Origin of the sequence: Yersinia massiliensis, from assembly GCF_003048255.1 — a bacterium.
Taxonomy (GTDB): domain Bacteria; phylum Pseudomonadota; class Gammaproteobacteria; order Enterobacterales; family Enterobacteriaceae; genus Yersinia; species Yersinia massiliensis_A.
In genome coordinates this window covers 281,831-300,835 of sequence record NZ_CP028487.1, presented here as the reverse complement: position 1 = coordinate 300,835, position 19,005 = coordinate 281,831, and the positions used below count along the sequence as shown (strand labels likewise).

Here is a 19,005-nt window from a genome sequence, read left to right as displayed (position 1 = left end):
GACCTTATCCTTCTCAGTAAAACCTTAACCTGTGATCCGGTTACTCGTCAGCAATGCTAGCTGGCGGCCAATTTTCTAGGCGCATGCCTAAAGAAAGACCACGTGAAGCGAGCACGTCTTTAATCTCAGTAAGAGATTTTTTACCCAGGTTCGGCGTTTTCAGCAACTCAACCTCGGTACGCTGTACCAGATCACCGATGTAGTGGATAGCTTCTGCCTTGAGGCAGTTAGCAGAGCGGACAGTCAATTCCAGATCGTCAACAGGGCGCAGCAGGATCGGATCAAACTCTGGCTTCTCTTCTTTAACTTCCGGCTGACGTACATCACGTAAGTCAACGAAAGCTTCAAGTTGTTCAGCCAAGATAGTTGCCGCACGGCGGATCGCCTCTTCAGGATCGATCGTACCATTGGTTTCCATCTCGATTACCAACTTGTCCAGGTCGGTACGCTGTTCTACACGCGCTGCTTCAACATTGTAGGCAATACGCTCTACAGGGCTATAGCATGCGTCTACTAACAGACGACCAATCGGGCGCTCATCTTCTTCCGAATGAATTCGGGCAGAAGCCGGCACATAACCACGACCACGTTGAACTTTGATACGCATACTAATAGATGCATTCTCATCGGTCAGGTGGCAGATAACGTGCTGCGGCTTGACGATTTCGACATCACCATCATGGGTGATATCGGCTGCAGTCACAGGGCCAATGCCAGACTTATTCAGGGTAAGAATAACTTCATCTTTACCCTGAACTCTCACCGCCAGCCCTTTCAGGTTGAGCAGGATCTCCAGGATATCTTCCTGTACGCCTTCTTTGGTGCTGTACTCATGCAGTACACCATCAATCTCAACCTCGGTCACCGCGCAACCCGGCATAGATGAAAGCAGAATACGGCGCAGTGCGTTGCCGAGAGTATGGCCAAAGCCACGCTCTAACGGCTCAAGGGTCACCTTGGCGTGCGTCGAACTGACTTGCTCGATATCTACCAGGCGCGGTTTTAGAAACTCTGTCACAGAACCCTGCATTGTGTCCTCTCTTTGGTACTAAGCTTTACTTAGAGTAAAGCTCGACGATCAGGTGTTCATTAATGTCCGCAGATAGATCAGTACGTTCAGGAATACGTTTGAACACACCTTCCATCTTAACAGCATCAACTTCCAGCCAAGTCGGCTTTTCACGCTGCTCAGCCAGCTCCAAAGCTGCCTTAACACGAGACTGCTTTTTAGCTTTCTCACGGATGCTGACTACGTCATTCGGAGATACCTGATAAGAAGCGATGTTAACAACGCGACCATTTACCATGATAGCTTTATGACTAACCAGCTGACGTGATTCAGCACGAGTTGCGCCAAAGCCCATACGGTAAACTACGTTATCCAGACGACCTTCCAGCAGTTGCAACAGGTTTGCACCAGTGTTGCCTTTCAGACGTGCTGCTTCTTTATAGTAGTTACGGAATTGACGTTCTAGAACACCATAGATACGGCGAACTTTTTGTTTTTCACGTAACTGCACACCGTAGTCAGACAGACGCGGTTTACGCGCACCATGCTGGCCAGGTGGTTGTTCGATCTTACACTTGGTGTCAATCGCACGAACGCCAGACTTAAGGAATAAGTCTGTGCCCTCACGACGGCTCAGCTTGAGCTTAGGCCCCAAATATCTTGCCATTTTCTCTCTCCAACAAACCTAAAAGCAGCGTTATACGCGGCGCTTTTTCGGCGGACGACAACCGTTATGAGGGATCGGAGTCACATCAGTAATATTAGTGATGCGGAAACCAGCCGCGTTTAACGCACGGATAGTAGACTCACGGCCCGGACCAGGTCCTTTAACCATAACTTCCAGATTCTTGATACCGTATTCTTTCACTGCGTCAGCGCAGCGCTCTGCTGCAACTTGCGCTGCGAACGGAGTAGACTTACGAGATCCACGGAAACCGGAACCACCTGCTGTTGCCCAACCCAATGCGTTACCTTGACGATCTGTAATGGTAACGATGGTGTTGTTGAAAGAAGCATGGATATGAGCCACACCGTCAGAGACTGTCTTTCTTACACGCTTACGTGCACGAATAGGTGCCTTTGCCATTATTCAATCACCCCGATTATTTCTTGATCGGTTTACGCGGACCCTTACGGGTACGTGCGTTGGTCTTAGTACGCTGACCGCGAACTGGTAGACCACGACGATGACGCAAACCACGATAAGTCCCAAGGTCCATCAGACGCTTGATGCTCAGGGTCACCTCACGACGCAGATCACCTTCTACAACGTACTTGGCAACTTCGTCACGCAGCTTCTCGATTTGCTCTTCAGACAGCTCACTGATCTTAACATTTTCAGCAATACCCGCAGCAACACAGATAGCCTGTGAGCGAGTTTTACCGATGCCGTAGATCGCAGTTAATGCGATAACGGTATGTTTCTGATCAGGAATGTTAATGCCTGCTATACGGGCCACTATGCACTCCTACTATTTTATACAGCAATACCATTCTGAAAAGCCCGTTTTCAGGATACTCAAATAGCATTGCAGTCACATACAAAAGATTGGCTGGCTAATCTAGCCAGCTCAACCCAACTTTGCAAGAAAAATATGCAAGATAAATCAGCCTTGACGCTGTTTATGCTTTGGTTCGGCACTACAAATTACGCGAACGACACCGTTACGCTTAACAATTTTGCAGTTACGACATAATTTCTTGACGGAAGCACGAACTTTCATTTTTACTCTCCGTAACTTCTCAAACATACCTGAATTAGCGGTTATAGCCTTTCAGGTTTGCTTTCTTCAATGCAGACTCGTATTGACTCGACATCATCAGAGTTTGCACTTGAGCCATAAAGTCCATGATGACCACCACTACGATAAGTAGGGAGGTACCACCAAAGTAAAATGGTACTTTCATCGCGTCACGCATGAACTCCGGGATCAGGCAGATGAAAGTAATATACATCGCACCAATTAAGGTTAGACGCGTCATTACTTTATCGATGTACTTCGCCGTTTGCTCTCCCGGACGAATTCCTGGCACGAATGCACCGGACTTCTTCAGGTTATCTGCTGTTTCACGCGGGTTGAAAACTAGCGCCGTGTAGAAGAAACAGAAGAAGATGATTGCAGACGCATAGAGTAACACATAAAGCGGTTGACCTGGTTGCAAATACATTGAAATAGTCGTCAACCAGTTCCAACCTGTCCCGCCCCCAAACCATGATGCAATCGTGGCAGGGAACAGAATTATGCTGGAAGCAAAGATTGCTGGGATAACCCCAGCCATATTCACTTTCAACGGTAAGTGTGTGCTCTGTGCTGCATAAACACGACGACCTTGTTGACGTTTAGCATAGTTAACGACGATACGACGTTGACCACGTTCAATGAAAACAACGAAGAAGGTTACTGCAAACACTAATACTGCAACCAACAGCAACAGGAGGAAGTGCAGGTCGCCTTGCCGAGCTTGCTCGATGGTATGGGCTATTGCAGGTGGTAGACCGGCAACAATACCAGCGAAGATTATGATAGAAATACCGTTACCGATACCACGCTCAGTAATCTGTTCGCCAAGCCACATCAGGAACATTGTCCCAGTGACCAAGCTAACGACAGCGGTAAAATAGAAAGCAAAGCCTGGATTGATAACCAGACCTTGCATCCCAGGCATATTCGGCAGACCGGTAGCAATACCGATCGATTGGAATATAGCCAATACCAACGTGCCATAACGGGTGTACTGACTGATCTTACGACGGCCAGCTTCCCCTTCTTTCTTTATTTCTGCTAACGCTGGATGAACCACCGTTAACAGTTGGATAATAATTGATGCCGAAATATACGGCATGATACCCAAGGCAAAGATAGAAGCACGACTGAGAGCACCACCAGAGAACATGTTAAACATTTCAATGATGGTCCCTCTCTGCTGCTCGAGCAATTTAGCAAGCACAGTGGCATCGATACCAGGAATCGGAATAAAAGAGCCGATACGGAAAACAATAAGCGCACCGATAACAAACAAAAGTCTGCGCTTCAGTTCGCCTAATCCGCCTTTAGCACTTTGAAAATCTAATCCTGGTTGCTTAGCCATCTGCTACTTATTCCTCAATTTTACCGCCAGCAGCTTCGATAGCAGCACGAGCGCCTTTGGTGACACGCAGACCACGAAGAGTTACCGCACGAGTGATTTCGCCAGAAAGCATAACTTTCGCGAATTCAATCTGGGTACCAACAACGTTAGCGGCTTTCAGCGTGTTCAGGTCGATTACGTCGCCTTCCACTAAAGCCAGTTCAGACAGACGAACTTCTGCCGTGATCATAGCTTTGCGAGAGGTGAAGCCGAATTTCGGCAAACGACGATATAAAGGCATCTGACCACCTTCAAAACCACGACGTACGCCACCACCAGAACGTGAGTTCTGACCTTTGTGACCACGACCAGCAGTTTTACCCAGGCCAGAACCGATACCACGACCTACACGCTTCGGCGCATGCTTGGCACCTTCAGCCGGAGACAGAGTATTTAAACGCATCTGTTACTCCTCAACTTTAACCATGTAGGAAACCAAGTTGACCATACCACGTACAGCAGGAGTATCCTCACGCTCTACAGTATGACCAATACGACGCAGACCTAAACCGATCAGAGTTGCCTTATGTTTTGGCAAACGACCGATACTGCTTTTTGTTTGAGTTACTTTAATAGTCTTTGCCATGGTTATTTCCCTAGAATTTCTTCGACGGACTTACCACGCTTGGCAGCGACCATTTCTGGGGATTTCATATCTTCCAGAGCTAAAATAGTTGCACGAACCACGTTGATCGGGTTAGTAGAACCATATGCTTTGGCCAATACGTTATGAACCCCTGCAACTTCTAAGACGGCGCGCATTGCACCACCGGCAATAATACCGGTACCTTCAGAAGCTGGTTGCATGAATACACGAGAACCCGTGTGAGCACCTTTAACTGGGTGCTGCAGAGTACCGTTATCCAAAGCAACATTAATCATAGCGCGACGGGCTTTCTCCATCGCTTTCTGGATCGCTGCCGGAACTTCGCGTGCTTTGCCGTAGCCAAAACCAACGCGACCGTTACCATCACCAACTACTGTCAGTGCGGTAAAGCTGAAAATACGGCCACCTTTTACGGTTTTAGATACGCGGTTTACCGCGATCAGCTTTTCCTGCAGTTCGCCAGCTTGTTTTTCGATGTGTGACATCTTACACCTCTACCTTAGAACTGAAGGCCAGCTTCACGGGCAGCATCTGCCAGTGCCTGGACTCGACCATGATATTGGAAACCGGAACGGTCAAAGGATACTTTCGTGATCCCTTTTTCCAATGCGCGCTCTGCGACAGCTTTACCTACAGCTGCAGCGGCATCTTTGTTGCCGGCGTACTTCAATTGCTCATTGATAGCTTTTTCTACAGTAGAAGCGGCGACCAAAATTTCAGAACCGTTTGGTGCAATAACCTGCGCGTAAATATGGCGTGGGGTACGATGTACCACCAGGCGAGTCGCACCCAGTTCTTTGAGCTTGCGGCGTGCGCGGGTCGCACGACGGATACGAGCTGCTTTCTTATCCATAGTGTTACCTTACTTCTTCTTAGCCTCTTTGGTACGCACGACTTCGTCGGCGTAACGGACACCCTTGCCTTTATAAGGCTCAGGACGACGGTAGGCACGCAAATCTGCTGCAACCTGACCAATCACCTGCTTATCAGCGCCTTTCAGCACGATTTCAGTTTGGGTCGGGCACTCTGCAGTGATGCCAGCCGGCAATTCATGGTCAACTGGGTGAGAGAAGCCTAAAGCTAAATTCACCACGTTGCCTTTAACTGCGGCACGGTAGCCTACGCCTACCAGTTGAAGCTTCTTAGTGAAGCCTTCGGTAACACCAACGACCATTGCATTAAGCAGTGCACGAGTGGTACCCGCTTGGGCCCAACCGTCTACAGCGCCTTCGCGTGGAGCGAAAGTCAATGTATTTTCTTCTTGCTTAACTTCAACAGCGCTATGGACGGTACGAGTCAGCTCGCCGTTCTTACCCTTTATCGAAATAACCTGACCGTTGAGTTTTACCTCTACGCCGGCAGGAATGACGACGGGTGCTTTTGCAACACGAGACATTCTTTCCTCCCGAATTAAGCTACGTAGCAGATAATCTCGCCACCAAGACCAGCTTGGCGAGCTGCACGATCGGTCATAACACCTTTAGAGGTAGAAATAACAGCGATACCCAAACCGGCCATAACTTTTGGCAGCTCATCTTTTTTCTTATAGATGCGCAGACCTGGACGGCTGATACGTTGAATGCTTTCTACCACTGCCTTGCCCTGGAAATACTTAAGTGCTAATTCCAGTGTAGGCTTGGTGTCGCCTTCGATTTTAAAATCTTCAATAAAGCCTTCTTCCTTCAGAACGTTGGCAATTGCCACTTTCAGCTTGGAGGAAGGCATGGTGACCGCAACTTTATTTGCGGCTTGACCGTTACGGATACGGGTCAGCATATCCGCGATCGGATCTTGCATGCTCATCTGTCTTTACTCCCGTGATTCAATTGGTGACAATTACCAGCTAGCCTTTTTAAGGCCCGGGATTTCACCGCGCATTGCGGTTTCACGGACTTTAATACGGCTCAACCCGAACTTCCGCAGGAAACCATGCGGACGACCAGTTTGGTTGCAGCGGTTACGCTGACGGGACGGGCTGGAATCACGCGGCAGAGACTGCAGCTTCAGAACAGCATTCCAACGATCTTCGTCGGATGAGTTCACACCAGAGATAATAGCTTTTAATTCCTCGCGTTGAGCGCGGTATTTGTTAGCTAGTTTCACGCGAACAACTTCGCGTGCTTTCATTGATTGCTTAGCCATCAGTAACCCTACCTTACTTGCGGAATGGGAATTTAAAAGCAGCCAACAATGCACGGCCTTCATCATCGGATTTCGCAGTAGTGGTAATGGTAATATCCAAACCACGTACACGATCGACTTTATCGTAGTCGATTTCCGGGAAGATGATCTGCTCGCGCACACCCATGCTGTAGTTTCCACGACCATCGAATGACTTAGCGGACAAGCCACGGAAGTCACGGATACGAGGTACAGCAATGGTAATCAGTCGCTCAAAGAATTCCCACATGCGTTCGCCACGCAGGGTAACTTTACAGCCGATCGGATAGCCCTGACGGATTTTGAAGCCTGCAACAGATTTGCGTGCTTTGGTGATAAACGGCTTTTGACCGGAGATTGCTGCCAAGTCAGCTGCTGCGTTATCCAGCAGTTTCTTGTCAGCGATCGCTTCACCAACACCCATATTCAGGGTGATCTTCTCGACCCGAGGGACTTGCATGACAGAGTCGTAGCCAAACTGAGACATCAGTTGTTTGACTACCTCGTCTTTGTAGTAATCATGCAGTTTCGCCATCGTATTACTCCAAATTACTTGATAGTTTCGCTGTTAGATTTAAAGAAACGGACTTTTTTGCCGTCTTCGAATCTAAAGCCTACACGGTCAGCCTTACCGGTTGTCGCGTTGAACAGCGCAAGGTTGGAAACTTGAATTGCAGCTTCTTTTTCAACAATGCCACCTGGTTGATTCAGGGCCGGAACCGGCTTCTGATGTTTTTTAACCAGGTTGATACCTTCAACAATGACCTTACCAGCAGACAGGACATTCTTTACTTTACCGCGCTTACCTTTGTCTTTCCCGGTTAGCACGATAACTTCGTCATCACGACGGATTTTCGCTGCCATGGTTCGCTCCTTAGAGTACTTCTGGTGCCAGAGAGATAATTTTCATGAACTTCTCATTACGCAGTTCACGAGTTACCGGCCCAAAAATACGCGTGCCGATTGGCTGCTCGCTGTTATTATTTAAAATAACACAAGCGTTACCATCGAAGCGAATGACAGAACCGTCCGGGCGACGTACACCCTTCTTGGTGCGCACCACTACCGCCTTCAGAACATCGCCTTTCTTCACCTTGCCACGAGGAATTGCTTCCTTGATGGTGATCTTGATGATGTCGCCGATGCCTGCGTAGCGACGGTGCGAGCCACCTAGAACCTTGATACACATTACGCGACGTGCACCGGAGTTGTCGGCCACGTTCAGCATAGTCTGTTCTTGGATCATGTTAGTGCTCCGCTAATGTCAACTACTACTTTAGGACCCAGAATAGGTCGTTTAAAAGCCCCAATAATGAGGGCGCAGCATTATAACACCGCTTCCAGATTATGGGTAGAAAAAATAAGCGGCCCACTTTCTGAGCCGCTTATTATGTTCGAGTCAGCTACTCTATTACAGAATCGCTTTCTCTACAACGCGAACAAGCGTCCAAGACTTAGTCTTTGACAGTGGACGGCATTCGCGGATTTCTACCACGTCACCGATACCACATTCATTGTTCTCGTCATGTACATGCAATTTCGTCGTGCGACGGATGAATTTCCCATAGATTGGGTGCTTCACCACACGCTCGATAGCAACAACCATGGATTTCTCCATTTTGTCACTAACTACGCGACCTTGCAGAGTACGGATTTGGTCAGTCATTACGCACCCGCCTTTTCAGTCAGTAAAGTCTTAACACGTGCGATATTACGACGCACTTGTTTCGACAGGTGAGTTTGTTGCAGCTGGCCACTAGCCGCCTGCATGCGCAAATTAAATTGCTCACGCAGCAGGTTGAGCAGCTCAGTGTTCAGCTCTTCAACGCTTTTTTCACGCAGCTCTTGTGCTTTCATTACATCACCGTCTTAGTTACAAAGGTGGTTCCTACAGGCAGTTTCGCTGCAGCGAGCTTAAATGCTTCGCGAGCAGTTTCTTCCGGCACACCAGCCATTTCAAATAAAACTTTTCCTGGCTGGATCAGGGCAACCCAATACTCAACGTTACCCTTACCTTTACCCATACGTACTTCGAGCGGCTTCTCGGTGATCGGTTTGTCCGGGAATACACGGATCCAGACCTTACCTTGACGCTTAATTGCACGTGTCATCGCACGACGGGCTGCTTCGATTTGACGAGCCGTCAGGCGGCAACGGCCACAAGCTTTCAGGCCGAACTCACCGAAGCTAACATCCGTACCTTGCGCAAGGCCACGGTTACGGCCTTTGTGCATCTTACGGAATTTTGTACGCTTTGGTTGTAACATCAGCGATTCTCCTTACTTGCGGCCTTTACGCTGCTGCTTTTTAGGTTGAGCAGCCGGTTCCGGTTGTTCAACAGCAGCCATACCACCCAAGATCTCACCTTTGAAGATCCATACCTTTACGCCGATTACACCATAAGTGGTGTGCGCTTCAGATGTGTTGTAATCGATATCCGCACGCAGTGTATGCAACGGAACACGACCTTCACGATACCATTCGGTACGCGCGATTTCAGCACCGCCAAGACGGCCGCTTACTTCAACTTTGATACCTTTAGCGCCAAGACGCATTGCGTTCTGTACAGCACGCTTCATAGCACGACGGAACATAACACGACGTTCCAGCTGTGAAGTGATACTGTCAGCAACCAATTTTGCGTCCAGTTCCGGTTTACGGACTTCGGCGATGTTAATCTGTGCAGGAACGCCAGCGATATCCGCTACGACCTTACGCAGTTTTTCGACATCTTCACCTTTCTTGCCGATAACGATGCCAGGGCGAGCTGTGTGAATAGTCACACGGATGCTCTTCGCTGGACGCTCGATAACGATGCGAGAAACGGAAGCTTTCGCTAATTCTTTAGTCAAGAATTGGCGAACTTTAAAGTCGCTGTCCAGGTTGTCAGCGAATTCTTTGGTATTTGCGTACCAGGTAGAGTTCCAAGCTTTGACAATACCTAGTCGAATACCATTAGGATGTACTTTCTGACCCATTGCTAGTCTCCAGAGTCTCAGCGATCGGACACAACCACAGTAATGTGGCTGGTGCGCTTCAGAATGCGATCTGCACGACCTTTTGCACGCGGCATAATGCGCTTCATGCTAGGGCCTTCGTCTACGAAAATCTTCGTGACTTTCAGATCATCGATGTCAGCGCCATCGTTGTGTTCTGCGTTAGCAATGGCAGACTCCAGCACTTTCTTAACCAAACCAGCAGCTTTCTTGTTGGTATAGGCCAGAGTTTCCAGAGCTTGCGACACTTTCTTACCGCGAATCAGGTCCGCTACCAAGCGAACCTTCTGAGCAGAAGAACGAGCGTGGCGATGTTTAGCGATAGTTTCCATCTCTTCCTCCTACCTTAGCGCTTTTTAGCCTTTTTATCGGCCGCATGGCCGCGATAAGTACGGGTCGGCGCGAATTCACCCAATTTGTGACCGACCATTTCGTCGGAAACAAATACAGGAACGTGCTGACGACCATTATGGACAGCGATGGTCAAACCGATCATATTTGGAAAGACCGTTGAACGACGGGACCAAGTCCGAATTGGCTTCTTGTCTCCGCTTTCCACCGCTTTCTCTACCTTCTTCAGCAAGTGCAGGTCAATGAAGGGACCTTTCTTGAGAGAACGTGGCATGGCTTATCCTCTAATTATTTTTTACTACGGCGACGTACGATGAACTTATCAGTACGCTTGTTGCTACGGGTCTTCTTACCTTTGGTTTGAACGCCCCACGGGGTTACCGGGTGCTTACCAAAGTTACGACCTTCACCACCACCGTGTGGGTGATCTACCGGGTTCATCGCCGTACCGCGAACGGTAGGACGAATACCACGCCAACGACTAGCACCTGCTTTACCCAGCACACGCAGCATGTGTTCAGCGTTACCGACTTCACCTAAGGTGGCGCGGCAATCAGCTGGAACCTTGCGCATTTCGCCGGAGCGCAGACGCAGAGTAACGTAGGAACCGTCACGAGCAACGATCTGAACGTATGCACCAGCAGAACGAGCCAATTGGCCGCCTTTACCTGGTTTCATTTCTACGTTATGAACCGTTGAACCAACTGGGATGTTACGCATAGGCAGGGTATTACCTGCTTTAATTGCAGCATCAACGCCAGATTGGATCTGGTCACCAGCTTTCAGGCCTTTTGGCGCTAGGATATAACGGCGTTCGCCGTCTTTGTACAGAACCAGTGCGATATTCGCAGAACGGTTCGGATCGTACTCCAGACGCTCAACCACAGCAGGGATACCATCTTTGTTGCGTTTGAAGTCAACCAGACGATAATGTTGCTTGTGGCCACCACCGATATGACGGGTGGTGATACGGCCATTGTTGTTACGGCCACCGCTTTTACTTAATTTCTCAAGCAACGGGGCATAAGGCTTACCCTTGTGCAGCTCAGGGTTAACCACTTTAACAACGTGGCGACGACCCGGAGATGTAGGTTTACATTTAACAATTGCCATTGTTTACTCCTCCGACTTACTCTGCGCCGCCGATGAAGTCCAGATTCTGGCCTTCTTTCAGGGTGACGTAAGCTTTTTTCCAGTCGCTACGACGACCAACACGCTGACCGTGACGCTTACTCTTGCCTTTAACCAGCAAGGTGTTAACGTCTTCGACTTCGACTTCAAACAGTTTCTGCACTGCAGCTTTAATTTCTGCTTTGGTCGCGTCTTTGGCAACTTTGAGAACGATGGTGTTATTCTTTTCCATCGCAGCGGACGCTTTTTCAGATACATGCGGCGCGCGCAGTACTTTCAGCAGACGTTCTTCACGAATCATGCCAGCATCTCCTCAACTTGCTTCACAGCATCAGCAGTCATAACCACTTTGTCGAAGGCGATCAGGCTAACTGGGTCGATACCGGCTACATCGCGAACGTCAACCTTGTACAGGTTGCGAGCTGCCAAGAACAAGTTCTCGTCCAGTTCACCCGTTACGATCAGCACATCTTCCAGAGCCATATCTTTCAGTTTCTGCGCCAGCAACTTAGTTTTAGGTGCTTCAACAGAGAACTTTTCGACAATGATCAGACGATCTTGACGTACCAATTCGGACAGAATGCTTTTCAGCGCGCCGCGGTACATCTTTTTATTTACTTTTTGACTGTGGTCCTGAGGCTTCGCAGCAAAGGTCACACCACCTGAACGCCAGATCGGGCTCTTCACAGAACCTGAACGTGCGCGGCCGGTACCTTTCTGGCGCCACGGTTTTTTACCGGAACCAGTCACTTCAGCGCGGGTCTTCTGAGCACGAGTACCTTGACGGGCACCTGCTGCATAAGCAACAACAACCTGATGTACCAGCGCTTCGTTGAAATCACGACCGAAGGTAGTTTCGGAAACAGTCAGCGCGCCTTGCGCGTCTTTCAATACTAATTCCATTGCTATCCCCTTACGCCTTCACAGCTGGTTTAACGATCAGGTTGCCACCGGTAGCGCCCGGTACAGCACCCTTAACCAGCAGCAGGTTGCGCTCAGCGTCAACACGTACTACGTCCAGGCTTTGAACGGTTACACGCTCGTCACCCAGGTGGCCAGCCATTTTCTTGCCTTTGAACACTTTGCCCGGAGTCTGGTTTTGACCGATAGAACCCGGAACACGGTGAGACAAGGAGTTACCATGGGTAGCATCTTGGGTGCGGAAGTTCCAGCGCTTAACAGTACCGGCAAAACCTTTACCTTTAGATGTACCTGTAACATCGACTTTTTTAACGTCTGCAAAAATTTCGACGCTAATTTCTTGACCAGCAGTAAATTCTTGACCTTCTGGAAGAAGGAATTCCCACAGACCACGGCCAGCTTCTACGCCAGCTTTAGCGAAATGACCCGCTTCTGGTTTAGTAACGCGGTTAGCTTTTTTAGCACCGGTAGTTACTTGTACAGCACGGTATCCGTCGTTCTCCAGGCTCTTAACCTGAGTTACGCGGTTCGCTTCAATTTCGATAACAGTTACTGGGATTGAAACGCCATCTTCAGTGAAGATACGCGTCATACCCACTTTCTTACCGACTAAACCAATCATTGTTTCAACCTCTCAATCGCTCAATGACCTGATTAACCCAGGCTGATCTGCACGTCTACACCGGCAGCCAGATCCAGACGCATCAGAGCATCAACGGTTTTCTCGGTTGGCTCAACGATGTCAACCAGACGCTTGTGAGTGCGAATTTCATACTGATCGCGCGCATCTTTATTGACGTGCGGAGAGATCAGAACGGTAAAGCGCTCTTTGCGAGTTGGCAGCGGGATCGGACCACGAACCTGCGCACCAGTGCGCTTGGCAGTCTCGACGATTTCCGCAGTTGATTGATCGATCAAACGATGATCAAACGCTTTCAGGCGGATACGGATTCTTTGGTTCTGCATGAGACCAGAGCTCCAATTATTTATAAACGTAAATGATTACTCCTCGCACCCATTTCGATTGATGGGGGAGTGTAATCGTTCAACATATAACCCCCATATCGGGAGTATTGTTCAGTTACGACACTAGGCTGTAACTGACAGATTAGTTTCAATCTGACCTATCAAGATTAGGTAGGCCCGCGCATTATACGTAAATACTGACAGGAAGCAAGCTACTGTTGGAAATCTATCCGGAAACTTGCAAATCAGGTGAGAGGACAGCAGGTAGAGGTGGGTTAATCAGAACTGTATTGCGGCATTTCTTGATGACAAGAGATAATCTTCAGGCGACAAACGCCCCAGATGAGGCTTAAGCTCTTCTATTCCAGATAACAGAACTTACAAGGCGAGTATCATCTAACATCCGGATACTCACCTTTTTGTTGTATACGAATAAATCATTCTTTCGCCAATTGCGCCTGAGAGTAATTTTGTATGCCCAGACGATCGATAAGGCTAAGCTCTGTTTCCAGCCAATCAATATGCCCTTCTTCTTCAGCCAAAATTTCTTTCAATAAGTCACGGCTAACGTAGTCATGAATTGAATCGGCGTATGCAATCCCTTCACGTAAATCTTTCGCCCCAGATAATTCGAGCGCTAAATCAGATTTCAATATCTCTTCGACATCTTCGCCGATATTCAGCTTGCCTAGATCTTGCAAGTTAGGAATGCCTTCTAGAAATAGAATGCGCTCAATGTACTTATCCGCATGCTTCATTTCATCGATTGACTCGTGATACTCCTTATCATTAAGGCGCATCAGACCCCAGTTTTTAAACATTCGGGCGTGAAGAAAATATTGATTGATGGCAACTAACTCGTTCCCGAGTAGTTTATTGAGATGTGCAATTATTTTTTTATCGCCTTTCATAGTTATACCCTCCGCTTCCAGTACTAAAAGTGTAGTACCAGATGGCAAGGTGTGGGGAAAACTTATCCCTGCTAACTATTAGGCAACATCATTCATTTCTGGAATGTTAGCGCGTTCCTCGATCAAGATTTCTCTGGCCTGTCGAATGCACTTTCCGCAGTCTGTGCCGATAGGCACGAGCTGACGCAACTGCTTAATGGTATGTGGATGGTGCTGACGTACAGCTTTACGGATGACTTTGTCAGATACCGCATTACACAGACAAACGTACATAGAGAGACTCACTTCTTAACCGATAGCTCAAGTGTAAATAAGAATAAGAGTTATTTCAATTAAGATTATTCAGCAAGCCAATAAAAAAGGGTGCCGAAGCACCCTTTTACTTGATCAATAGATTAATTAATCAATGACGCAATTAAGCGATAACTTTAGCAACAACACCAGCGCCTACAGTACGGCCGCCTTCACGGATTGCGAAACGCAGACCGTCGTCCATTGCGATTGGGTGAATCAGAGTCACAACCATGTTAACGTTGTCACCTGGCATCACCATTTCAACGCCTTCTGGCAGTTCGATAGTACCGGTTACGTCAGTTGTACGGAAGTAGAACTGAGGACGGTAGCCTTTGAAGAACGGAGTATGACGACCGCCTTCATCTTTGCTCAGAATATAAACTTCTGAGTCAAATTTGGTGTGTGGCTTGATAGAACCTGGTTTAGCCAGAACTTGGCCACGTTCGATCTCTTCACGTTTGATACCACGCAACAGAACACCAACGTTCTCACCAGCACGGCCTTCGTCCAGCAATTTACGGAACATTTCAACGCCGGTACAAGTAGATTTAACAGTATCTTTGATACCAACGATTTCTACTTCTTCACCAACTTTAACGATACCGCGCTCTACACGACCAGTTACTACTGTACCACGGCCAGAGATAGAGAATACGTCTTCGATTGGCAGCAAGAATGGCTTGTCGATAGCACGTTCTGGTTCTGGGATGTAAGAATCCAAGTAGCCAGCCAATTCGATGATTTTCTCTTCCCACTCAGGTACGCCTTCCAGCGCTTTCAGAGCAGAACCACGTACTACTGGCAGGTCATCGCCTGGGAAATCGTAAGCAGACAGAAGTTCACGAACTTCCATTTCTACCAGTTCCAGCAGCTCTTCATCATCAACCATGTCACATTTGTTCATGAATACGATGATGAAAGGAACGCCAACCTGACGGCCCAGCAGGATGTGCTCGCGAGTCTGTGGCATAGGGCCATCAGTTGCAGCAACAACCAGGATCGCGCCGTCCATCTGAGCAGCACCGGTGATCATGTTTTTAACGTAGTCGGCGTGCCCTGGGCAGTCAACGTGCGCATAGTGACGTGATGGGGTGTCATACTCAACGTGAGAAGTGTTGATGGTGATACCACGTGCTTTTTCTTCAGGTGCGTTATCGATCTGATCGAAAGCACGAGCGCTACCGCCGTAGGTTTTAGCCAGTACGGTGGTGATCGCAGCAGTCAGAGTTGTTTTACCATGGTCAACGTGGCCGATAGTACCGACGTTTACATGGGGTTTGTTACGTTCAAATTTTTCTTTAGACACGACTATATTCCTTACTCTTGTGCTCTCCCACTTATGAGAGAGCACTGGATCATTGTTTTAAACCCGAAAGCTTATTTGCCACGGGCTTCGATAACGGCTTTAGCGACGTTACTAGGTGCTTCAGCATACTCCAGGAATTCCATGGAGTAAGAAGCACGGCCCTGAGTCTGAGAACGCAGGTCAGTAGCATAACCGAACATTTCAGACAACGGAACCTTGACGCGAACGGTTTTACCGGTAGCAGTATCTTCCATACCTTCGATGATACCGCGACGACGGTTAAGGTCGCCCATTACGTCACCCATGTAATCTTCAGGGGTTTCGACTTCAACCTTCATGATAGGCTCAAGCAGAACTGGTTTAGCTCGTTTGAAACCTTCTTTAAAGGCAATAGAACCGGCTAATTTAAATGCCAATTCTGAGGAGTCAACGTCATGGTAAGAACCATAGTGCAGACGGATTTTAACGTCAACAACTGGGTAACCAGCCAGCGGACCAGCTTTCAGTTGTTCCTGGATGCCTTTATCAACAGCAGGGATGAACTCTTTAGGAATTGAACCACCAACGATTTCGTTGACGAATTCATACCCAGCGCCACCCGGTGGCAACGGAGACATGTCGATAACAACATGACCGTACTGACCACGACCGCCTGACTGCTTAGCGTGCTTACCTTCCACGTCCTTAACGGTATCGCGGATTGTTTCACGGTATGCAACCTGAGGTTTACCGACGTTTGCTTCCACGTTAAATTCGCGGCGCATACGGTCAACCAAGATATCCAAGTGCAATTCACCCATACCAGCGATGATAGTCTGACCAGATTCTTCGTCAGTCCAAACGCGGAATGATGGATCTTCTTTTGCCAGACGACCCAGAGCCATACCCATTTTTTCTTGGTCGGCTTTGGTTTTTGGTTCAACGGCAACAGAGATTACTGGCTCTGGGAACTCCATACGTTCCAAGATGATCGGGTTAGCTGGGTCACACAGAGTGTCACCAGTCGTCACATCTTTCAGACCGATCGCTGCTGCGATGTCGCCTGCACGAACTTCTTTGATCTCTTCACGCTTGTTTGCGTGCATCTGTACGATACGGCCCAGACGCTCACGCTGTGAACGTACTGAGTTCAACACGGTGTCACCGGAGTTTACAACACCAGAGTACACACGGAAGAACGTCAAGTTACCCACAAACGGGTCGGTAGCAATTTTGAACGCCAGTGCAGAGAACGGCTCTTTGTCGTCAGAATGACGAACTGCCGGAGTATCTTTACCGTCGTCCAGAATACCGTTAATCGCTTCAACGTCAGTTGGTGCTGGCAGATATTCGATAACTGCATCCAGCATTGCCTGTACGCCTTTGTTTTTAAACGCAGAACCACAGGTAACCAAGATGATTTCGTTGTTCAGAACGCGTTTACGCAGAGCTGTTTTAATTTCTAACTCGGTCAGCTCTTCGCCGCCCAAGTATTTATCCATCAGCTCATCTGACGCTTCTGCAGCAGACTCAACCAGATTCTGGTGCCATTCAGCAGCCAGATCAGCCATATCAGCAGGGATCTCTTCGTATTCGAAGGTCACGCCCTGATCGGCCTCGTTCCAGTTGATCGCTTTCATTTTCACCAAGTCAATAATACCGGTGAATTTCTCTTCCGCGCCGATAGCCAGTTGCAATGGAACTGGATTCGCGCCCAGACGAGATTTAATCTGGCCAACAACTTTCAAGAAGTTCGCGCCCATACGGTCCATTTTGTTAACGAACGCGATGCGTGGAACTTTGTACTTATTAGCCTGACGCCATACGGTCTCAGACTGTGGCTGAACACCACCAACTGCACAGTAAACCATTACCGCGCCGTCAAGAACACGCATGGAACGTTCTACTTCGATGGTGAAGTCAACGTGCCCAGGGGTGTCAATGATATTGACGTGATGTGGTTCGAACTGTTTAGCCATACCAGACCAGAAGCAGGTAGTAGCTGCAGAAGTAATGGTAATACCACGCTCCTGCTCCTGTTCCATCCAGTCCATGGTGGCTGCGCCGTCATGAACTTCACCGATTTTATGGTTTACACCGGTGTAAAACAGGATACGTTCGGTAGTGGTTGTCTTACCGGCGTCGATGTGAGCACTGATACCGATATTACGGTAGCGCTCAATGGGTGTTTTACGAGCCATTTGATTCCTCTATTCCTAGGGCGTTCATTCGGTTAACCCATGCGGGTAGGCTAAAAAGACCGCCCGCATGGTTAGCATGACTACTGCGTGGCAATTACCAGCGGTAGTGGGCGAACGCCTTGTTAGCTTCGGCCATACGGTGAACGTCTTCACGTTTCTTAACAGCAGAACCTTTGTTCTCTGCTGCGTCAGACAGTTCATTCGCCAAGCGCAAAGCCATGGATTTATCACCGCGTTTACGAGCAGCATCAACGATCCAACGCATTGCCAAGGCATTACGACGAACCGGACGAACTTCAACTGGTACCTGATAAGTAGAACCACCAACGCGGCGAGACTTAACTTCGACAGTCGGGCGCACGTTGTCCAGAGCTACTTCGAAAGCTTCCAGAAAATCTTTACCAGAACGCTGAGCCAGGGTCTCCAGCGCGGTATAGACGATTGCTTCTGCAGTAGATTTTTTACCGTCTACCATCAGGATATTTACAAATTTAGCCAGCAATTCAGATCCGAACTTAGGATCCGGTAAAATTTTACGCTGGCCAATTACACGACGACGTGGCATGGAAATACTCCGTTGTTAATTCAGGGTTGTCCAAAACTCTAAGAGTTTATTTTGACATTAATGTGAAAATGTTTGGCCTTACTTAACGGAGAACCATTAAGCCTTTGGCTTCTTCACGCCGTACTTAGAACGTGATTGCTTACGGTCTTTAACACCTGAGCAGTCAAGCGCGCCGCGGACGGTGTGGTAACGCACACCTGGCAAGTCTTTAACACGACCGCCACGGATCAGGATCACGGAGTGTTCCTGAAGGTTATGACCTTCACCGCCGATGTAGGAGGTGACTTCAAAACCGTTAGTTAAACGCACACGGCAAACTTTACGCAGTGCGGAGTTAGGTTTTTTCGGGGTGGTTGTATATACGCGGGTACATACACCACGTTTCTGCGGGCATGCTTCCAGCGCAGGAACGTTGCTTTTAGCAACCTTCATGCTGCGTGGCTTGCGAACCAGCTGGTTAATCGTTGCCATTATTAAAA

The 19,005-nt window shown here is 48.5% G+C and carries 33 protein-coding genes; all 33 read right to left on the bottom strand.

Annotated elements, in window-relative coordinates; translation table 11 throughout:
• Positions 1-40: 40 nt before the first annotated feature.
• On the bottom strand, positions 41-1,030 hold the full coding sequence (locus tag DA391_RS01355; RefSeq protein ID WP_002438685.1) for a DNA-directed RNA polymerase subunit alpha: 990 nt from the start codon (positions 1,028-1,030) through the stop codon (positions 41-43).
• Positions 1,031-1,055: 25 nt separating this feature from the next.
• Entirely contained in the window at positions 1,056-1,676 is a 621-nt protein-coding gene (gene rpsD, locus DA391_RS01350) for a 30S ribosomal protein S4 (protein ID WP_002218949.1), read from the bottom strand.
• 30 nt (positions 1,677-1,706) lie between these two features.
• On the bottom strand, positions 1,707-2,096 hold the full coding sequence (rpsK, locus tag DA391_RS01345) for a 30S ribosomal protein S11 (RefSeq protein ID WP_004709234.1): 390 nt from the start codon (positions 2,094-2,096) through the stop codon (positions 1,707-1,709).
• A 16-nt stretch (positions 2,097-2,112) separates the two neighbouring features.
• Entirely contained in the window at positions 2,113-2,469 is a 357-nt protein-coding gene (gene rpsM / locus DA391_RS01340; RefSeq protein WP_004702348.1) for a 30S ribosomal protein S13, read from the bottom strand.
• Between the two features lie 147 nt (positions 2,470-2,616).
• Positions 2,617-2,733: a 50S ribosomal protein L36 gene (rpmJ, locus tag DA391_RS01335; protein WP_002227352.1), complete on the bottom strand. Its 117-nt coding sequence runs from the start codon at positions 2,731-2,733 to the stop codon at positions 2,617-2,619.
• Between the two features lie 34 nt (positions 2,734-2,767).
• Positions 2,768-4,099, bottom strand: a complete 1,332-nt coding sequence (gene secY, locus DA391_RS01330; protein WP_002213344.1) for a preprotein translocase subunit SecY — start codon at positions 4,097-4,099, stop codon at positions 2,768-2,770.
• A 7-nt stretch (positions 4,100-4,106) separates the two neighbouring features.
• A complete protein-coding gene (rplO, locus tag DA391_RS01325; protein ID WP_004391411.1) occupies positions 4,107-4,541 on the bottom strand; it encodes a 50S ribosomal protein L15 in 435 nt (144 codons plus the stop codon).
• Positions 4,542-4,544: 3 nt separating this feature from the next.
• Entirely contained in the window at positions 4,545-4,724 is a 180-nt protein-coding gene (gene rpmD / locus DA391_RS01320; RefSeq protein WP_002213339.1) for a 50S ribosomal protein L30, read from the bottom strand.
• A gap of 2 nt (positions 4,725-4,726) precedes the next feature.
• Complete coding sequence (rpsE, locus tag DA391_RS01315; protein ID WP_004875101.1) at positions 4,727-5,230, bottom strand: 30S ribosomal protein S5; 504 nt, start codon at positions 5,228-5,230, stop codon at positions 4,727-4,729.
• Positions 5,231-5,244: 14 nt separating this feature from the next.
• Entirely contained in the window at positions 5,245-5,598 is a 354-nt protein-coding gene (gene rplR, locus DA391_RS01310) for a 50S ribosomal protein L18 (protein WP_004391413.1), read from the bottom strand.
• Positions 5,599-5,607: 9 nt separating this feature from the next.
• Positions 5,608-6,141, bottom strand: a complete 534-nt coding sequence (rplF, locus tag DA391_RS01305) for a 50S ribosomal protein L6 (RefSeq protein WP_004391415.1) — start codon at positions 6,139-6,141, stop codon at positions 5,608-5,610.
• A 14-nt stretch (positions 6,142-6,155) separates the two neighbouring features.
• On the bottom strand, positions 6,156-6,548 hold the full coding sequence (rpsH, locus tag DA391_RS01300; protein ID WP_019213301.1) for a 30S ribosomal protein S8: 393 nt from the start codon (positions 6,546-6,548) through the stop codon (positions 6,156-6,158).
• 33 nt (positions 6,549-6,581) lie between these two features.
• Positions 6,582-6,887 (bottom strand): 30S ribosomal protein S14, encoded by a 306-nt coding sequence (rpsN, locus tag DA391_RS01295; RefSeq protein WP_004391418.1) that lies wholly within the window; start codon positions 6,885-6,887, stop codon positions 6,582-6,584.
• A 13-nt stretch (positions 6,888-6,900) separates the two neighbouring features.
• Positions 6,901-7,440 carry a 50S ribosomal protein L5 gene (rplE, locus tag DA391_RS01290; protein WP_002213329.1) on the bottom strand — a complete coding sequence of 180 codons (540 nt, stop codon included), beginning with the start codon at positions 7,438-7,440 and terminating at the stop codon, positions 6,901-6,903.
• A 14-nt stretch (positions 7,441-7,454) separates the two neighbouring features.
• On the bottom strand, positions 7,455-7,769 hold the full coding sequence (gene rplX / locus DA391_RS01285; RefSeq protein ID WP_004875104.1) for a 50S ribosomal protein L24: 315 nt from the start codon (positions 7,767-7,769) through the stop codon (positions 7,455-7,457).
• A gap of 10 nt (positions 7,770-7,779) precedes the next feature.
• A complete protein-coding gene (gene rplN, locus DA391_RS01280) occupies positions 7,780-8,151 on the bottom strand; it encodes a 50S ribosomal protein L14 (RefSeq protein WP_002213325.1) in 372 nt (123 codons plus the stop codon).
• Between the two features lie 165 nt (positions 8,152-8,316).
• Positions 8,317-8,571: a 30S ribosomal protein S17 gene (rpsQ, locus tag DA391_RS01275; RefSeq protein ID WP_002228135.1), complete on the bottom strand. Its 255-nt coding sequence runs from the start codon at positions 8,569-8,571 to the stop codon at positions 8,317-8,319.
• Positions 8,571-8,762, bottom strand: a complete 192-nt coding sequence (gene rpmC / locus DA391_RS01270) for a 50S ribosomal protein L29 (RefSeq protein ID WP_005159843.1) — start codon at positions 8,760-8,762, stop codon at positions 8,571-8,573. Before rpmC ends, rpsQ begins: the two co-directional genes overlap by 1 nt.
• Positions 8,762-9,172: a 50S ribosomal protein L16 gene (rplP, locus tag DA391_RS01265; RefSeq protein WP_002218940.1), complete on the bottom strand. Its 411-nt coding sequence runs from the start codon at positions 9,170-9,172 to the stop codon at positions 8,762-8,764. Before rplP ends, rpmC begins: the two co-directional genes overlap by 1 nt.
• 12 nt (positions 9,173-9,184) lie before the next feature.
• Positions 9,185-9,883, bottom strand: a complete 699-nt coding sequence (rpsC, locus tag DA391_RS01260) for a 30S ribosomal protein S3 (protein WP_002221644.1) — start codon at positions 9,881-9,883, stop codon at positions 9,185-9,187.
• 17 nt (positions 9,884-9,900) lie between these two features.
• Positions 9,901-10,233 carry a 50S ribosomal protein L22 gene (gene rplV / locus DA391_RS01255; RefSeq protein ID WP_004391423.1) on the bottom strand — a complete coding sequence of 111 codons (333 nt, stop codon included), beginning with the start codon at positions 10,231-10,233 and terminating at the stop codon, positions 9,901-9,903.
• Between the two features lie 14 nt (positions 10,234-10,247).
• Positions 10,248-10,526 carry a 30S ribosomal protein S19 gene (rpsS, locus tag DA391_RS01250; protein WP_002213430.1) on the bottom strand — a complete coding sequence of 93 codons (279 nt, stop codon included), beginning with the start codon at positions 10,524-10,526 and terminating at the stop codon, positions 10,248-10,250.
• A gap of 14 nt (positions 10,527-10,540) precedes the next feature.
• Complete coding sequence (gene rplB, locus DA391_RS01245; RefSeq protein ID WP_019213300.1) at positions 10,541-11,365, bottom strand: 50S ribosomal protein L2; 825 nt, start codon at positions 11,363-11,365, stop codon at positions 10,541-10,543.
• A gap of 16 nt (positions 11,366-11,381) precedes the next feature.
• A complete protein-coding gene (gene rplW, locus DA391_RS01240) occupies positions 11,382-11,684 on the bottom strand; it encodes a 50S ribosomal protein L23 (RefSeq protein WP_005159841.1) in 303 nt (100 codons plus the stop codon).
• The gene (rplD, locus tag DA391_RS01235) at positions 11,681-12,286 is read right to left on the bottom strand and encodes a 50S ribosomal protein L4 (protein ID WP_019213299.1); all 606 of its coding nucleotides are present in this window, start codon (positions 12,284-12,286) and stop codon (positions 11,681-11,683) included. The genes rplW and rplD overlap by 4 nt, the downstream gene beginning before the upstream one ends.
• A gap of 10 nt (positions 12,287-12,296) precedes the next feature.
• Positions 12,297-12,926 (bottom strand): 50S ribosomal protein L3, encoded by a 630-nt coding sequence (gene rplC, locus DA391_RS01230; protein WP_046051818.1) that lies wholly within the window; start codon positions 12,924-12,926, stop codon positions 12,297-12,299.
• 32 nt (positions 12,927-12,958) lie between these two features.
• Positions 12,959-13,270, bottom strand: a complete 312-nt coding sequence (gene rpsJ, locus DA391_RS01225; protein ID WP_001181005.1) for a 30S ribosomal protein S10 — start codon at positions 13,268-13,270, stop codon at positions 12,959-12,961.
• A 437-nt stretch (positions 13,271-13,707) separates the two neighbouring features.
• Positions 13,708-14,181, bottom strand: coding sequence for a bacterioferritin (bfr, locus tag DA391_RS01220; protein ID WP_019213298.1), 474 nt, complete (start codon positions 14,179-14,181; stop codon positions 13,708-13,710).
• 78 nt (positions 14,182-14,259) lie between these two features.
• Complete coding sequence (gene bfd / locus DA391_RS01215) at positions 14,260-14,454, bottom strand: bacterioferritin-associated ferredoxin (protein WP_005186233.1); 195 nt, start codon at positions 14,452-14,454, stop codon at positions 14,260-14,262.
• Positions 14,455-14,596: 142 nt separating this feature from the next.
• Positions 14,597-15,781 carry an elongation factor Tu gene (tuf, locus tag DA391_RS01210; protein WP_050083091.1) on the bottom strand — a complete coding sequence of 395 codons (1,185 nt, stop codon included), beginning with the start codon at positions 15,779-15,781 and terminating at the stop codon, positions 14,597-14,599.
• Positions 15,782-15,852: 71 nt separating this feature from the next.
• On the bottom strand, positions 15,853-17,961 hold the full coding sequence (fusA, locus tag DA391_RS01200) for an elongation factor G (RefSeq protein WP_019213296.1): 2,109 nt from the start codon (positions 17,959-17,961) through the stop codon (positions 15,853-15,855).
• Positions 17,962-18,055: 94 nt separating this feature from the next.
• Positions 18,056-18,526, bottom strand: a complete 471-nt coding sequence (gene rpsG, locus DA391_RS01195) for a 30S ribosomal protein S7 (RefSeq protein ID WP_002212324.1) — start codon at positions 18,524-18,526, stop codon at positions 18,056-18,058.
• A 96-nt stretch (positions 18,527-18,622) separates the two neighbouring features.
• A complete protein-coding gene (gene rpsL / locus DA391_RS01190; RefSeq protein WP_002212323.1) occupies positions 18,623-18,997 on the bottom strand; it encodes a 30S ribosomal protein S12 in 375 nt (124 codons plus the stop codon).
• Positions 18,998-19,005 lie beyond the last annotated feature (8 nt).

What these genes read in the sequence shown, in the direction of transcription:
- rpsE (WP_004875101.1), bottom strand. Translation starts at nt 5,230, where the DNA reads ATGTCACACATCGAAAAACAAGCTGGCGAACTGCAGGAAAAGCTGATC.
- rpsQ (WP_002228135.1), bottom strand. Translation starts at nt 8,571, where the DNA reads ATGACTGACCAAATCCGTACTCTGCAAGGTCGCGTAGTTAGTGACAAA.
- rpsC (WP_002221644.1), bottom strand. Translation starts at nt 9,883, where the DNA reads ATGGGTCAGAAAGTACATCCTAATGGTATTCGACTAGGTATTGTCAAA.
- rplC (WP_046051818.1), bottom strand. Translation starts at nt 12,926, where the DNA reads ATGATTGGTTTAGTCGGTAAGAAAGTGGGTATGACGCGTATCTTCACT.
- rplR (WP_004391413.1), bottom strand. Translation starts at nt 5,598, where the DNA reads ATGGATAAGAAAGCAGCTCGTATCCGTCGTGCGACCCGCGCACGCCGC.
- rpsK (WP_004709234.1), bottom strand. Translation starts at nt 2,096, where the DNA reads ATGGCAAAGGCACCTATTCGTGCACGTAAGCGTGTAAGAAAGACAGTC.
- rplN (WP_002213325.1), bottom strand. Translation starts at nt 8,151, where the DNA reads ATGATCCAAGAACAGACTATGCTGAACGTGGCCGACAACTCCGGTGCA.
- rplD (WP_019213299.1), bottom strand. Translation starts at nt 12,286, where the DNA reads ATGGAATTAGTATTGAAAGACGCGCAAGGCGCGCTGACTGTTTCCGAA.
- rplW (WP_005159841.1), bottom strand. Translation starts at nt 11,684, where the DNA reads ATGATTCGTGAAGAACGTCTGCTGAAAGTACTGCGCGCGCCGCATGTA.
- DA391_RS01355 (WP_002438685.1), bottom strand. Translation starts at nt 1,030, where the DNA reads ATGCAGGGTTCTGTGACAGAGTTTCTAAAACCGCGCCTGGTAGATATC.
- rpsS (WP_002213430.1), bottom strand. Translation starts at nt 10,526, where the DNA reads ATGCCACGTTCTCTCAAGAAAGGTCCCTTCATTGACCTGCACTTGCTG.
- rpsJ (WP_001181005.1), bottom strand. Translation starts at nt 13,270, where the DNA reads ATGCAGAACCAAAGAATCCGTATCCGCCTGAAAGCGTTTGATCATCGT.
- rplB (WP_019213300.1), bottom strand. Translation starts at nt 11,365, where the DNA reads ATGGCAATTGTTAAATGTAAACCTACATCTCCGGGTCGTCGCCACGTT.
- rplV (WP_004391423.1), bottom strand. Translation starts at nt 10,233, where the DNA reads ATGGAAACTATCGCTAAACATCGCCACGCTCGTTCTTCTGCTCAGAAG.
- rplP (WP_002218940.1), bottom strand. Translation starts at nt 9,172, where the DNA reads ATGTTACAACCAAAGCGTACAAAATTCCGTAAGATGCACAAAGGCCGT.
- rpmJ (WP_002227352.1), bottom strand. Translation starts at nt 2,733, where the DNA reads ATGAAAGTTCGTGCTTCCGTCAAGAAATTATGTCGTAACTGCAAAATT.
- rpsL (WP_002212323.1), bottom strand. Translation starts at nt 18,997, where the DNA reads ATGGCAACGATTAACCAGCTGGTTCGCAAGCCACGCAGCATGAAGGTT.
- rplE (WP_002213329.1), bottom strand. Translation starts at nt 7,440, where the DNA reads ATGGCGAAACTGCATGATTACTACAAAGACGAGGTAGTCAAACAACTG.
- rplO (WP_004391411.1), bottom strand. Translation starts at nt 4,541, where the DNA reads ATGCGTTTAAATACTCTGTCTCCGGCTGAAGGTGCCAAGCATGCGCCG.
- rpmD (WP_002213339.1), bottom strand. Translation starts at nt 4,724, where the DNA reads ATGGCAAAGACTATTAAAGTAACTCAAACAAAAAGCAGTATCGGTCGT.
- rpsD (WP_002218949.1), bottom strand. Translation starts at nt 1,676, where the DNA reads ATGGCAAGATATTTGGGGCCTAAGCTCAAGCTGAGCCGTCGTGAGGGC.
- secY (WP_002213344.1), bottom strand. Translation starts at nt 4,099, where the DNA reads ATGGCTAAGCAACCAGGATTAGATTTTCAAAGTGCTAAAGGCGGATTA.
- rpsG (WP_002212324.1), bottom strand. Translation starts at nt 18,526, where the DNA reads ATGCCACGTCGTCGTGTAATTGGCCAGCGTAAAATTTTACCGGATCCT.
- rpsN (WP_004391418.1), bottom strand. Translation starts at nt 6,887, where the DNA reads ATGGCTAAGCAATCAATGAAAGCACGCGAAGTTGTTCGCGTGAAACTA.
- bfr (WP_019213298.1), bottom strand. Translation starts at nt 14,181, where the DNA reads ATGAAAGGCGATAAAAAAATAATTGCACATCTCAATAAACTACTCGGG.
- bfd (WP_005186233.1), bottom strand. Translation starts at nt 14,454, where the DNA reads ATGTACGTTTGTCTGTGTAATGCGGTATCTGACAAAGTCATCCGTAAA.
- rpmC (WP_005159843.1), bottom strand. Translation starts at nt 8,762, where the DNA reads ATGAAAGCACAAGAGCTGCGTGAAAAAAGCGTTGAAGAGCTGAACACT.
- rplF (WP_004391415.1), bottom strand. Translation starts at nt 6,141, where the DNA reads ATGTCTCGTGTTGCAAAAGCACCCGTCGTCATTCCTGCCGGCGTAGAG.
- rplX (WP_004875104.1), bottom strand. Translation starts at nt 7,769, where the DNA reads ATGGCAGCGAAAATCCGTCGTGATGACGAAGTTATCGTGCTAACCGGG.
- rpsH (WP_019213301.1), bottom strand. Translation starts at nt 6,548, where the DNA reads ATGAGCATGCAAGATCCGATCGCGGATATGCTGACCCGTATCCGTAAC.
- fusA (WP_019213296.1), bottom strand. Translation starts at nt 17,961, where the DNA reads ATGGCTCGTAAAACACCCATTGAGCGCTACCGTAATATCGGTATCAGT.